The sequence below is a fragment of the Candidatus Nitrospira nitrificans genome (assembly GCF_001458775.1).
Taxonomy (GTDB): Bacteria; Nitrospirota; Nitrospiria; order Nitrospirales; family Nitrospiraceae; genus Nitrospira_D; species Nitrospira_D nitrificans.
Genome location: NZ_CZPZ01000014.1, coordinates 1 through 12,919, shown reverse-complemented (window position 1 = coordinate 12,919; position 12,919 = coordinate 1). Strand labels below are relative to the sequence as shown.

The 12,919-nt window shown below is 54.9% G+C and carries 16 protein-coding genes; 10 read left to right on the top strand and 6 right to left on the bottom strand.

Annotation, left to right across the window (positions count from 1 at the left end; all coding sequences use genetic code 11):
- Nucleotides 1-35: 35 nt before the first annotated feature.
- The 3 genes from COMA2_RS10805 to dinB form a co-directional block, all read right to left on the bottom strand.
- Nucleotides 36-617, bottom strand: coding sequence for an acyltransferase family protein (locus tag COMA2_RS10805; protein WP_090897681.1), 582 nt, complete (start codon nt 615-617; stop codon nt 36-38).
- 337 nt (nt 618-954) lie between these two features.
- Entirely contained in the window at nt 955-1,395 is a 441-nt protein-coding gene (locus tag COMA2_RS10800) for a hypothetical protein (protein ID WP_139077278.1), read from the bottom strand.
- A gap of 394 nt (nt 1,396-1,789) precedes the next feature.
- Nucleotides 1,790-2,863: a DNA polymerase IV gene (gene dinB / locus COMA2_RS10795; RefSeq protein WP_175304538.1), complete on the bottom strand. Its 1,074-nt coding sequence runs from the start codon at nt 2,861-2,863 to the stop codon at nt 1,790-1,792.
- Between the two features lie 215 nt (nt 2,864-3,078).
- Here dinB and COMA2_RS10790 point away from each other — a divergent pair, with 215 nt between their 5' ends.
- The 9 genes from COMA2_RS10790 (at nt 3,079) to COMA2_RS21320 (ending at nt 7,820) form a co-directional block, all read left to right on the top strand.
- Complete coding sequence (locus tag COMA2_RS10790) at nt 3,079-3,264, top strand: hypothetical protein (protein WP_090897673.1); 186 nt, start codon at nt 3,079-3,081, stop codon at nt 3,262-3,264.
- A gap of 141 nt (nt 3,265-3,405) precedes the next feature.
- Nucleotides 3,406-3,594: a hypothetical protein gene (locus COMA2_RS10785; protein ID WP_090897670.1), complete on the top strand. Its 189-nt coding sequence runs from the start codon at nt 3,406-3,408 to the stop codon at nt 3,592-3,594.
- Nucleotides 3,595-4,162: 568 nt separating this feature from the next.
- Nucleotides 4,163-4,369, top strand: a complete 207-nt coding sequence (locus COMA2_RS10780) for a DUF1059 domain-containing protein (protein WP_090897667.1) — start codon at nt 4,163-4,165, stop codon at nt 4,367-4,369.
- A gap of 95 nt (nt 4,370-4,464) precedes the next feature.
- Nucleotides 4,465-4,899, top strand: a complete 435-nt coding sequence (locus COMA2_RS10775) for a hypothetical protein (protein ID WP_090897664.1) — start codon at nt 4,465-4,467, stop codon at nt 4,897-4,899.
- Nucleotides 4,900-4,903: 4 nt separating this feature from the next.
- Complete coding sequence (locus COMA2_RS10770; RefSeq protein ID WP_090897661.1) at nt 4,904-5,761, top strand: class I SAM-dependent methyltransferase; 858 nt, start codon at nt 4,904-4,906, stop codon at nt 5,759-5,761.
- A 3-nt stretch (nt 5,762-5,764) separates the two neighbouring features.
- A complete protein-coding gene (locus tag COMA2_RS10765) occupies nt 5,765-6,076 on the top strand; it encodes a TfoX/Sxy family protein (RefSeq protein ID WP_090897658.1) in 312 nt (103 codons plus the stop codon).
- 7 nt (nt 6,077-6,083) lie between these two features.
- Nucleotides 6,084-6,635, top strand: coding sequence for a DUF488 domain-containing protein (locus COMA2_RS10760; RefSeq protein ID WP_090897655.1), 552 nt, complete (start codon nt 6,084-6,086; stop codon nt 6,633-6,635).
- Between the two features lie 304 nt (nt 6,636-6,939).
- Nucleotides 6,940-7,356 carry a sensor histidine kinase gene (locus COMA2_RS10755; RefSeq protein ID WP_090897652.1) on the top strand — a complete coding sequence of 139 codons (417 nt, stop codon included), beginning with the start codon at nt 6,940-6,942 and terminating at the stop codon, nt 7,354-7,356.
- 44 nt (nt 7,357-7,400) lie between these two features.
- Nucleotides 7,401-7,820, top strand: a complete 420-nt coding sequence (locus tag COMA2_RS21320) for an STAS-like domain-containing protein (RefSeq protein ID WP_407919012.1) — start codon at nt 7,401-7,403, stop codon at nt 7,818-7,820.
- Nucleotides 7,821-8,538: 718 nt separating this feature from the next.
- Here COMA2_RS21320 and COMA2_RS10740 read toward each other — a convergent pair.
- The 3 genes from COMA2_RS10740 to COMA2_RS10730 are packed head-to-tail and all read right to left on the bottom strand — an operon-like array spanning nt 8,539 to nt 11,431.
- Nucleotides 8,539-10,173, bottom strand: a complete 1,635-nt coding sequence (locus tag COMA2_RS10740; RefSeq protein WP_090897642.1) for an MFS transporter — start codon at nt 10,171-10,173, stop codon at nt 8,539-8,541.
- Between the two features lie 2 nt (nt 10,174-10,175).
- Nucleotides 10,176-11,057 (bottom strand): MBL fold metallo-hydrolase, encoded by an 882-nt coding sequence (locus COMA2_RS10735; RefSeq protein WP_090897639.1) that lies wholly within the window; start codon nt 11,055-11,057, stop codon nt 10,176-10,178.
- Nucleotides 11,058-11,071: 14 nt separating this feature from the next.
- Entirely contained in the window at nt 11,072-11,431 is a 360-nt protein-coding gene (locus COMA2_RS10730) for a hypothetical protein (RefSeq protein WP_090897636.1), read from the bottom strand.
- Between the two features lie 152 nt (nt 11,432-11,583).
- On the opposite strand from COMA2_RS10730, the gene COMA2_RS10725 reads away from it, so the two are divergent.
- Complete coding sequence (locus COMA2_RS10725) at nt 11,584-12,861, top strand: IS256 family transposase (RefSeq protein WP_175304358.1); 1,278 nt, start codon at nt 11,584-11,586, stop codon at nt 12,859-12,861.
- Nucleotides 12,862-12,919 lie beyond the last annotated feature (58 nt).

Below are 12,919 nucleotides of genomic sequence, written 5' to 3'. Positions count from 1 at the left end.
ACAGTGATTCTCCAAGAGGGTTGTATAGGGTTGGTCTACCTCAAAAAAACACGTATGGATTCGCCACTGCGCTTCCATCTCTCTCGCCAGTTTGTTTTGCACCTCCACACGGTAACCGGCTGCAGGCCGACCGTGGACACAGCGATCACGACCGCGGAAGCTAGCGACAATCTCCACAGCAATCTTTTCGGCACGATGTTCCCTCGACGAAACGGCGTTTCAATATATCTCCAGGTCACATAGGCGAGACTGAACGTAAGAACAATGATGCCGGCTATCACCATTTCATCAAGCTCAGTCAGGCTTCGATGGCGAGCAAAAGACAACAATGGCTGATGCCATAAATAGGCGCTGTAGCTGACAAGCCCCATCCCGACGAACACTCGACTCGCCAATAACCGACCAACGATCGTTTCAGGCGAGCCAAATACGATCAGTAAACCAGCGCCCACGGTCGGTACCAACGCAGAGAAACCCGGGAAAGGCGTTTCTTTACTAAGGGTCAGTGCCGCTCCCGCGATCAATCCGAACCCAACAAGGCTCAATATCTGTTGGAGAGCCGATGGAAACGGGTCACGTTCCTTCCCATCCAGGTAGAACGCGATCAGCGAACCCATGGCCAATGTCCTTCCCCCGATTTTACAGACACCTCTGTAAAATCGGGGGAAGGACACTCATCTAAAAATGATTTTGAGCGAACTAGTAAATGTCCGAGGTGGGAGCTTAAAGAATATCCTGCTAAAAGATGGACGCCACTGAAGAGTCACCCACAAAATGGGAGTGGACATGCCCAACCACCCGAAGGAGTCGGGTGGTTAGTAGAGGCCTGGCAGCTTTACGTACGGGAGATGTTCTGATTGCAGGGATGCTCAGAGCCTGTGCGAGCGGCGGACAGGTTCAGCCTCAGGGAGATCAGGCAGTGCCTGATCTCCTGCCTGGCCAACTATCACATGCCTACGACTTAAACGCCCAGTATCGAGAGGCTCCAAATACCAATCGACACCCCACGAGAAACAGTTCGCCATGAGACTCAACTGGTACAAGTTTCGTCCACTGGACTTCATACAAACTCAGGGAATATTCCCACCGCGTTTCAGCAACATGGAGTTCCAGCAGTTGCTGTTTTCGAGGCCGCCCCCCCATCAACACAAGGATCCCATGCTCACTCCTGTTGATGCAGTAGACCTCGCCCTGCTCGATGGTCACTCGCTCTCCATTGAGCGATTCGCACAAGCTATAGGCGCAGACTTTTTGTTCGTTCACTCGCGCCTCTTGGCGTCGCGAAAGAAATGATTCCTCCGCGTCTCTGTGGGTCCTGGATACTGCGCCGGCGTTCAGATTGCCCAGGCGGGAAATAGGCGACTCACGGGTGACTTCCTTGATTCCACTATTCATGATGCCTCCAAAGATCAATCGAGCAATGTTGCTGAAGAGAGCAAATGCCATACCTGAACACATTCACACATGCACACGTGGATTTCCCATGAATCCCCTCGAATGCCTTGCGAGAACGCGTATCGAAACAAAACAGTGAAGGGATATGGAATCATCATTCTGAAGTATTGCGGTGATAGCTAATTGATTCTAAACATAGTTCCATGAGTGAATGAAAAAACATACATAACAAGAAGGCCTGTCCTTCACCAGAAGGTAGGCCTCAGGAGGTTGATCCCGTGATGTAGTCAGATGGAATGAGTCGGTCAGGTCATTCAGTCACGCCTGAATTGTCACCATGCTTTGGTGAGGCAACACAAGAGGCCGAGCAAGCAACCCTACAAAATTCATCCCATCAGCTCAGCTTCTCCACTCGAAGGCCGAGCAAGCGGATGAGTTTTCGGTGGGGGTTTTCGCGCCGATCGAGAAACGGTAGCAGCAGCTTCAGACCTTCCCGCTGCAACAGTGCCACATTGCCGGTCGGCACAGCCAAAGTGCGCGCCCGAGATGTGGTTTTAAAATCAGCAAACCTGACAGTGAGCACGACGGTCCGAAACGCGTGAAACCCTTCGTGATGCAGACGATCGACCACCCCCTGAACAAGCGCATCGAGCAGAGTGAATAGTCTCTGACTGTCGAGCGTATCGAACTCAAAGGTTTCCTGCTCTCCGATGGATCGGGGCGCCGAATATTCCTCAACCGGTGAATCGTCCCGTCCTCGACTCTTTTCGTACAGATCCAGCCCTCGTTTCCCCAACAGGGCTTCGAGTTGATGGATGGTCAACGCTCTCAGATCCGTGGCGGTTTTGATATGTTTTGCGTTCAGCAGGCCTTCTGTTTTTGGTCCGATACCAGGAATGACCCGGATCGAGAGTGGCGCCAGAAACGCCTCAGCCTCCTCCGCTCGTACGACCGTAAGTCCGTGAGGTTTCCGCCATCCTGACGCGATCTTCGCGATCAGCTTATTGGGTCCGATACCGACGGAGGCCGTCAGCCGCTCTTCCGTGTGGATCGCGTCCTGCAACTCCCGACAGACTGCTTCCGCCGCCTCATAGGATCCCATAACGCTCACATCCCCATACGATTCATCGATACTGGCCTGTTCTACCTTCGGCAGGAAACGCCGTACGATCCGCATCACTTCCTCGGAAACCCGGGCATACTTGTCCATATCGACCGAGACAAACGTCACCGGTGGCTTCCCTGCCCGGCGAGCGGCTTCAGACAAGCGCCACGCAGTGGAGATCGGCGTCGCGGAGTGAATCCCATACGCGCGCGCCAGATAGTTCGACGTAGCGGCGACCCCACGCCCGTTCCCACCCTGCGGATCCGCGCCCACGACGAGCGGTATCCCTCGAAAAGCCGGCGTATCTCGCTCCTCAATCGCGGCGAAAAACGCGTCCATATCTAAGTGAGCGATAATCCTCATCACTATTCGACCTTTATGCCGCAATAGATTCCACGACATGGCGGACAACGCTCACAGATTAGAAGATACCGTATGAAGAGTGCTGTCATTTTCACCATAGCTTTTCGCGCCGGAGGTGACGTACAATTGAACCCTAGTTGTAACCTAAAACGGTTTTGTTTCATGATCGTTGCTCACACCCTATCGCCACCACCATCAGCAGGAGGAGGTCATTCGTGAGTATTCGTTGGTTCAACATTATCGGATTTGTGATGTTGCTCTTTGCTCTCTTCCTCAACGAGATCGTATACATGAACGTGTGGTACGGCTCGAACTTCGGCCTGATTGTTCCGGCTATCCTGTATCTCGGTGTCGGAGTGTGGCTCTCTCTGTGGGGAGGGACACGTTGCCAAGAAGCATGATGTCGTTTACCCCTATGACTTTTCAAGGTCTAGAAGGTCATCTCGATCGTGCGGCAGCGTTCCGACTCAATTTAAAGGGTCAATTCATTGACGCGTTCATCGAACGCGGGGCAAAGACCATCACTAGAAAGGAGACAATCCATGGGTATGAGTTTTATTAATTGGATTGGGTTTGCGATGTTGGTGCTTGCGCTCCTTCTGAATGAGGCATTTCTTGGAATAACCGCCTGGTACGAGCTCAATGTGGGAGCGATTATTGGGGCTGTCATATATCTGGTTGTGGGAGTGTCGTTATCGCTCTGGCCAAGCCCACACGACCAGACAGCCTGATCGATAGCCTTCCGTCTTGTCAAAAAATAGGATGCAGGGGGTTGGGTGTGTCCTCTGCGCTTTCCAACCGTATGCCTCACTGCATTGTCTCCAACCGTTAAGGAAGAGCGGGATCACTCAATGCTCTTCCACTTAATCGATTGAGTAATAATGCCGACATCCTTCATCAGCACAGTCTTCATCCGAACAGTAAAACGGGCGACTGCGGCGGAGTCAAACGCCGCAGTCGTGCTTCTGGATTTTCCCGCAGAATTGTAGAAGCAATCCCGGCAGGTTCGCAACGTACGCTTTCGTGGGAAGCCTTCAATGCATATCAAGGGTTGATCTCCTCCGTATGAATCCACTACGATTCTGCTATCGAAAGTGTCGAGGCCTGTGCCACGGCGACCGTGATCGTTTCATCCGGTTCTTCAAGTGCGACGTCACCTCCGAAACAAACAGGAAAACGTAGGCCGTTGGCGGATAACGGGGCTCACACGATGCACAATGGAAAGATCGCGAAGGAGGAATTCATCTACCCGATGTAACTGTTTTCACCAAACCCCCACCCCAACCAGAGGAGGAGACCATGGCAGACAAACAGTACAAACAGCTCGGATGTCTGGATGTGCAACCGTCGGGCGGCTGCGGATTCCAGGTGCGGGCGGAGACGGAGACAGAACTGATGCAGCTCGTGGCGACTCACGCCAAGCAATGTCATAAGTTGGATACGATCCCACCGGAGATGGTGTCTAAAGTACAAGCCGCGATCAAGACCGTGACGGTTACCGTCTAGCGAACGCGAGGCACAGCCGACAGGCCTCCCTGTAGCACCCTCAGGGCCAGGGAGGCCTCCACATCTCGCATCCAAGTGTCGGCCAAGGAGGGCTTATGGGCTTGAAAATCGTCCTACCCATGACAATACTTCTCCTGTTGAGCACCAGCGGTTGCAGCTACCTGTTTTACCCACATGCGAAGGACTTTACGGAAAAAGCAAAGGGAGCAACGGGAGTCGAAACGTTGATCAATTTGACGAATATGGCGGAAGCCACGGCGAAAACCGCCAAGGGAGGGAAGGGGGTCGATCAACCATTCGACGACCTGCACAATCAGTTCCATGCCATCGACAACAGCATCTGCTGTGTCGAGAAGTCGGTGAGAGAACAGCCGGCCTATGCGCTGGCCGTCACACATAACAAAGAACTCGGGACGATTTTCAAGCGGCTATGGAAATTCAAGGATAATCAGCCGCAACGGGATCAGCACCTGGACCTCTTTGCGTCTGAACTCCAAGAGATGCGTCAGACCCTACAAACCCTGAGGTAATTTCATGGCATCACCAGCGCCGGAGCAAATCATCGAGAACCAGCGCCAGGATTGGAACCGCGTCGCCGGGGGGTGGGAGAAGTGGGATCGCTTCTTCGATGAACAAATGGCGTTCCTCAATCACCGGCTCGTCGCCGACGCCAGACTGCGAGCGGGACTTTGCGTGTTGGATCTTGGATCAGGCACGGGCTATCCAGCGCTCCTCGCAGCCAGCACCGTTGGAGCCAACGGCAGCGTCGTGGGAATCGATCTGGCAGAGCACATGCTCGAAGCCGCAGCCCGTAAAGCCGCCTCGCTCGGCATTTCCAATGTCACGTTCCGCGCCGGTGACGTCACGACCTTGCCGTTTGAAACGGCTTCGTTCGACGCGGTGACGAGCCGCTTCTGCCTGATGTTCCTGCCGGAAATTCCCAAGGCCGTCGCCGAGATCGCCCACATCTTGAAGTCCGATGGATGGGTGGCTGTCGCCGTATGGTCCGCGCCGGAAAAGAACCCTTATCTCAAGATCCCCATGGACATCATCAAGCAATTCATCGAGCTTCCCACGCCGGATCCGGAGACTCCGGGAATTTTCCGTCTGGCGAAGCCCGGCGATCTCGGACACATGCTGCAACATGCGGGCTTCGTCGATATCTCCGAGCAGGAATTTCTCGGGGACGTCAGGTTTGCGGCGGCGGAACAATACTTTTCTAGCCTCATGGACATCGCCGCGCCGATTCAAAATCTATGGGCCAAGTTGAGCCGGAAACAACAAACGGAGGCCGAACAACGTATCATCGAAACGGCCGAACGATATCGAAAGGGATCGGTCATCGCGTTGCCGATCGCCGTGCGGATGGTCGCCGGACGTAAGTCCGGATGATGAATGTCGGCGAAACGCGACGGCTTCAAAGACTTTATTTTGGATCAGTTAGCCGATCTCCGCGGGGTCACTTGCCGGGCCATGTTCGGCGGCTACGGCCTCTATCATCGAGCCAATTTTTTCGGCATCATTCATAACGGCCGTCTTTACTTCAAGATAAATGCGGCCACCGTTCCCGATTACACCGAACATGGCATGAAGCCTTTTCGACCGAATGCCAAGCAGACGCTCAAGTCCTTCTACGAGGTACCGGTCGATATCATGGAAGATGCGGAAGCATTAACCAACTGGGCCACTCAAGCAGTCGAGCGATGAACACGTTATGCCCGACGTTCTCTGGACCATCGGCCATTCGACAAGACCAATCCATGAATTCCTGTCGCTTCTGAAAGCGCATGGCGTCCAGCAGCTTATCGACGTCCGTACCATCCCCCGCTCTCGCCACAATCCTCACTACAACAAAGAAGCTTTTTTAAGGAACCTGCGAAGCGAAGGTTTCTTGTATCAGCACATGCCCCAGCTCGGTGGTTTACGAAAAGCCAAGAAGGATTCCATCAACATGGGCTGGCGAAACGCGAGTTTTCGCGGCTACGCGGATTACATGCAGACAGAGGAGTTCCGGAGAGCCTTGGACGAGCTGATGGCCGAGAGCCGATTGCAGCGCACGGCGATCATGTGCGCGGAAGCGGTCCCTTGGCGGTGCCATCGATCCTTGATCGCTGACGCGTTAGTGACAAAGAACCGGGAAGTTCGACATATCATGTCGGAAACGAAAGCCAATGCCCATGTCATGACATCGTTCGCGGTGTTGGAGCAGGGTAGACTGACCTATCCCACTCCGACAGACCAACAGAACACGTCAGGCCTCTTTTAACCCCCATCATCACTTCTCCTCGCCTTTCCAGCCTCGCCTACCTACGCGATGCCGGTTGCTCGCTTCGCCGGAGCCGTCTGTGAGCGATATTGCCCATTCAAAATCGATAGGCGGATACATTGACAATTAATAAGTTAATGCGTTGACAATTAATTGACAATATCTATCTCGCCGACGTTCTGCTTCCGGAGGAGAGCTACGAACACATCTCCGGCTCAGCCGGCAAGCCTTAAGTCTTCATCTTCAAAGCTTGCTTGCCGACCACAAAATCGTGAAATGGGGAACGACTCGAGGAGCCAGCTACATGTTGGCAAGTCGAGCAGATCAGCCGATCGCGCTGACTCGTTCGTTGGAGATACGTGGGTGCGATGAAGATCAAGCCTGGTCAGAAGTAGAGATCCGCTTTCAGCTCAAGCGAGCGCTCCGTCCGAACGTACTGGCAATCATGCGCTATGCCTTTACGGAAATGCTCAATAATGCCATCGAACATTCGCAATCCGACCGGTGCGTTATTCAGATTGTGGTAGGACCTACCCTGACTTCCTTTGAAATTCGCGACGACGGGATCGGTTTATTTCATTCGATTGCCTCAAAGCTCCATCTCCCCGACGAGGAAACAGCGCTCATTGAGCTTCTCAAGGGCAAGACGACTACCATGCCGCAGGCCCACACGGGTGAAGGATTTTTTTTACGTCACGAGTCGGTGATACGTTCTCGTTGAAGTCCCACCGGATCAAAATCGAGTGGAATAGGGCCAAGGACGATGTGTTCGTTTCGCAGCCACGTTTCATACGTGGGACCTTGGTGCAGTTTTCGCTTCGGCGAAATGCCCGCCGAACCCTCGAAGAAGTTTTCGGCGAATTCGCTCCTCAGGAGTACGATTTTCAGTTCCAGAAGACGAAGGTATTGATCAAGCTCTTGCAGCCTGATTATGTCTCACGCTCGGAGGCACGGCGTCTTTTGGCAAACCTGGAAAAGTTTCGCGAAATCGTTTTCGATTTTCGCGACGTACGATCCGTTGGACAAGGCTTCGCCGATGAAGTGTTCCGTGTCTTCGCCGACCGCAACCCTAGCATTCTGCTCCGACCCGAGAATGTCAATCCCGCCGTCATGGCCATGATTCGGCATGTTAGTCGAGCAACCCCTTCTCACGAACCAGCCGGAATAATCACCAGTTGTGAATGAAGGGTCAAGGATGCAGGGGATAAAATCAAAGAGACCGTCGACTACTTGGGATGGGGAATGATGGACAGCAGCAGGTACGTGTCGCCGTCAATCTGAAAGTCAAACCGGTAATCACATCCACTCGGGCTTGCCAGATGTTATTCGTTTCATCGCACTTCATGGCTCGCAGAAAAGGGTGGCGAAGGTTGGAAAGCAAGAAGGCCAACTGTTTCTCGAATCTGGCTTACCGTTCTTTCGAGAGTTTTTGATACTGCCTCTGAAAACGGAGTGTAAAAGAAGCGGTCATGCCGTGGGGCGGCGGAGGGCACGTGCGGTTGCCTGAGCGGTGGGAAAGGCCCCCTTGACGCGGCCCCGTTTAACTTCATTGAGGCCAACTTTAGTTCCTGATCGATTAAATGCTTTGGATTTAAAGTAATCGTTCGCCCTTCGACCTTGGCCTTAGCTATGCCTCTGATTTCGTCAAGAATATAGTTCGTGTCCATTCAACTCAATCTCATCCTTCTTTGGATCACCGGTATCAGTGAATGGGTGAACAACCTAGCTCCGCTAAGTTGATTCGGTCGAGAGACTCTCATATCTTAGCCTTTTGTCTTGCAGGATGGTCAAAAGCGTCGCTCGACAAGGCCGCAGTGAGCGAGAGCCCGAGGCGTACGCGGTAGGAAACGCTGAGGGTTTGAGCGAAGCGAGAACGCAGTCGGCGGCGCTTTTCACCATCCTGCTATGCGCTCTTGAACTTCGTGAGCTTGGCGAACAGGATGGCGGAAAAGGGAAAAGCCAGGCCGAGCGCAAGTTGCACCATGAAGAGATCGCCCAACTGGCTGTAGTCGGCAGCGGTCTGAATGCCGCCGGTCGCGTGGTCTCGAACTTCCCGCGTGACGACGAAGATTTCGTTGAGATACTTCGTCCCGAGCTGGCTGAATGACAACGCAAGGTTGGTGAACGAGGCCATCACGGCAAAGAAGGTGGCTTTCAGATTGGCGGGAGCTGAATTCGCGATCCAGGCCAGCATGGGAATCATGGAGATCTGAACAAGCGGCGATTCCAACGCCGTGTCGACCAAGGCAATGAAACGGGCATCGACGATTCCCCCGCTGAGGCGCGCCGTCCATTCGTGCAATCCATAATAGAGCCCCACAATCGGAAGCGCGAGGATCGTCCCGACGATCGTCAAGAACCCGACCACGTACATGATGGATCGTTCGGCCATAAATCGCCGAAACACAAACATTCCCACCAAGGCCACGATGCCGCCGATCAAGGAAAGCACCGACAGGAACTGCTGATCGAACTTCAAGTGATCGATCATCCACCACGTCGCGCCTGGGCCGGTCCCTGGAATGGCGCGTAACGAGAAGACCACGGCGGCGGTGCCGACCAACGTGAGCCGTTTATCCGGTTCCAGTTCCCGCATCAGTCTCGACATCAAAAACAGGACGATGGTCATCGAACCCGCAAACACGATCTCTTCCCGATACGGAAATCCGCCGAGCCCCACGGTCAAGGTAAAGAGAACAAAGCCCATGCTGCCGATGAGGATCCACCAATTGGGTTTCGTCAGTTCGCTTTCCGCATCGCGCACATTCACCATCCGGCGGGCCTGCTCGAGCGAGAACCCCTGCTGAACGAATCGTTGGGTCTGCCGGTATTTCAACCACCAAGCCAATCCCACGCCTGCCACAGATACGAATGGGATCGCCATGGCCATGAGATAGATCCGCTGGTAAAGCCGAATGAGATCGGCCTGCGGCAGTCCTTCGGTCCCGGTGAAGACATACACATTGATCAGCGCCACGAGAATCCCGCCGCCGACAATCGCGACACGACCCAGTGTCTGCATCGTCGTGTGCATCAGCTTGCGTGTCTGATCATCGAAGAGTCGGCCCTGATCGTCGACACGGGGAACGGCCTCGACCGTCATGGCGTCCGCGACGGCGTCTTGAACGACATAGCCGATAGGGGCCAGCAGCGCGCTGAGGACATACCAGATTTCCGCCGGCAAAACGGCCGTCATCGCTTCGCGCTCGCCGATCAACAGGGCCATGATGCCGAGGCTGATAGCCAGGAGCCCTGCCCCCAACCCGACGAGCCAGCTCTTCCATCGCCAGAGAAGATCGACCGTATGCCCGATCGGCATCTTCAGGGCCCACGGAATCCCGGCCCAGAATCCCAGCGCGGCGAGAAATGCGGCGGAGAGGCCGAGGTAGTCCTTGACGAAAAAGGTTCCGACGATGCCGGTGAGGCCGGAGATCCCGTAGGCGACATAGACCATGAGCGGCGGCAGATAGGACAACCGCATCTCGCGGCCAAGCGAGAGAATATTGCGATCGATCCATTGGACGACGGGTGTGAACATCGCTAGCGCAATGACCTGCCCTTTTCTCGACGTTCAACCAAGGCCAGCAGATGTCTTCGCATGTCCGTCGAGGAAAGATGCACCCGATCGCCATGCCCGGCCAATACCCATTCAAAGCTGTAGTCGAGGAGTTTGCGAATGGATTCAACTAACGTCCACTTTCTCCAGATGAGGCGAGTGGGAGCGTCCAACGATTTGGCGCGCGGATTCCACCAGAGATGATCTCCGGTGAAGAGGAATCGCTCCCGATAGAGCAACGCCATGCTGCCGGCGGTATGGCCCGGCACAGGAATGATGTGGAAGTCCGGTCCTATCGAAACCGTCTCTTCCCCGTCAATGATACGTTCCGTGCTCGGCGCGGCATCCGCGTCTGCCCGATGGATGATCCGCTCGGCGCCGAAATGCCCGGCATATTTGTCCGCATCCGCCACGTCATCCTTGTGGGTGAGAAAGATATGGGCGATGCCGCCACGACGCTCGAAGCATTCAACGAGGTGCTTGATATACCGCGGTGAGTCGATCAGCCAGTTGCCGTCCGGATGTTCGATGAAGAAACTGTTCGCTCCGAACGATGTCTCCGAATTGAAGCCGCAATAGCTCACTCCGTTTTCAATCTGCATCGGAAAACTTTCCATCGCGCTCCGCAGGCGGGATGTATCGCGATGTTCCGCGCCGATCGACCCGACCGGACAAGCCAGCAACGCCTGGTAGGCTTGATGAATCTGCGGATCACTATCCGGCTGACGATGCACCGCGGAATAGTCCCCGATCTCTTCAAAACTCAGGGGCGCCAATTGCCGGCAGGTATCGCAGTTGATGCAGGTCGCATCCACGTAAAAATTGCCAGGCACGTTGGAGTCCAATCGTTTGTTACGGTCGGCCATGTCTACGCCACAACTTACTTGAGGGCGGCAATCGCTTTCAGCCTTTTTGAAAGTTCAAGCCCGAACGACTGAACAGCGAGCTTCTTAGCCTCAGTCGTCCCCTTTTTGTTCTGCAAGACCATAGTCGGTCCCATTTTCGACGCCACACCTTCAGACTCAACGCTCAGATAGAGGTACTGGTTCTTGACGTCCCACATAGCTCCATCCAGTACGAACAACGAGTCTGCATGAGTCCCGGGAACCAACCACATGCCGACAATGGTAAGATATAGGAATGCAGAATAATTATTATAACGATCGACATCGGCAATACCATTGACGATCAGCACAGCATCAGCCCCGTGTTCTGCAGCAGCGAGCCTTATCCCTTCCATGTCATTTCTTGACACCCTCGCCTGTGGAATAACGAATACATCGGATATCACACCATCGGATTTCAGTTGGAGTTATATTGAAGTCCGTTGAATTTTGAATGAGGGGCTCCTGCCGTGGAATACTCTACGGGCACACAGGAAAGGAGCCACCGATGAGGCGGGAGACCAGACAACGGAAACAGGTGTTGGCAGGATTGCGAGCGATGACGGGTGAGGACCGAATGCTGGGGACCCTGGTCCGTGTCATTCACTCCGGGAAACAAGCGTTGGATGCGGTGATGCTGGAGATGGGACGGATGGTGGGTGAGAGTATCATGCTGATGGAGCGCGAGGAGATCGCGGGACCGGACTACCATCCGACGGACCCTGCTCTTCAAAAGTGGGCGCATGAGGACGGCTCGATCTTCCTGGGAGACCAGAAGGTCAAGGTGACGCGCCCCCGCTTGCGGCACGTGACGCAGGGAGAGCTGACCCTGCAGTCCTATGCCCGGATGCGTGCGCCGGGGGCATTTTCGGAGGAACTGTTGGCGAAGATTCTCCGAGGCGTGTCGGCGCAGCGCTACGCGGACACCGTGATCGAGGCCGCAGGGGCGTTCGGCGTGTCCGCCTCCTCGGTCTCTCGCAAGCTCGTGGAGCTGACCGCGACGAAACTGAAGGCGTTCCAACAACGATCTCTGGCCGACGTCACGCCATTTGCCCTCTTCCTCGACACCATCCACCGAGGGGGCGAGGCGTTTCTCGTCGCCCTGGGGGTGGACCAGGGTGGGGAGAAGAAGGCCTTGGGGTTCTGGCAGGGCTCTTCAGAAAATCACGAGATCTGTGAGGCGCTGTTTGTGGACCTGGAGCGTCGCGGGCTGGTCCTCTCCCGCCGAATTCTGTTTGTCACCGATGGCGGCAGTGGGCTGATCAAGGCGCTTCGAGCCCGGTTCGGTAAGAAGCTGGTGCATCAACGCTGTGCTATTCACAAGAGCCGGAATCTACAGCGGCACCTGGCAAAGCCGTATCGGGCAGAGGCGCATCGGCGGCTGATGACGGCGTTGGAGCAGACCAGCTATGCCGACGCGAGGCGGATGCTGCAGGAGTTGGAGGCCTGGCTCCGAACCAAAAACGAATCAGCGGCCACATCGCTCCGGGAAGCCTTTGAGGAATTATTGACCCTGCATCGGCTGAAGGTGCCGCCCCTGCTGCGCAAGACGCTCATATCCACCAATCCAATCGAGAGCATGTTCTCGCTGGTCCGGCACAGTGAGCGGAACCTCAAGCGAATCCGCGGGAGTGTGATGCTTCAGCGGTGGCTGGGGACCGTGCTGCTCTGCTGTGAGCAGCGGTTCCGGAAGGTCAAGGGCTATGCCGAGATTACGCAGATCAGGGCCACAATTGAGACCGAGCAGACAGAGGCGGCCTCTGTGCCGAGCAAGAAGGCAGCCTGACAAGAGCCATAACCATGGAGCGACTCAGAACATTTTCAACGGACATCTTGATAATTCC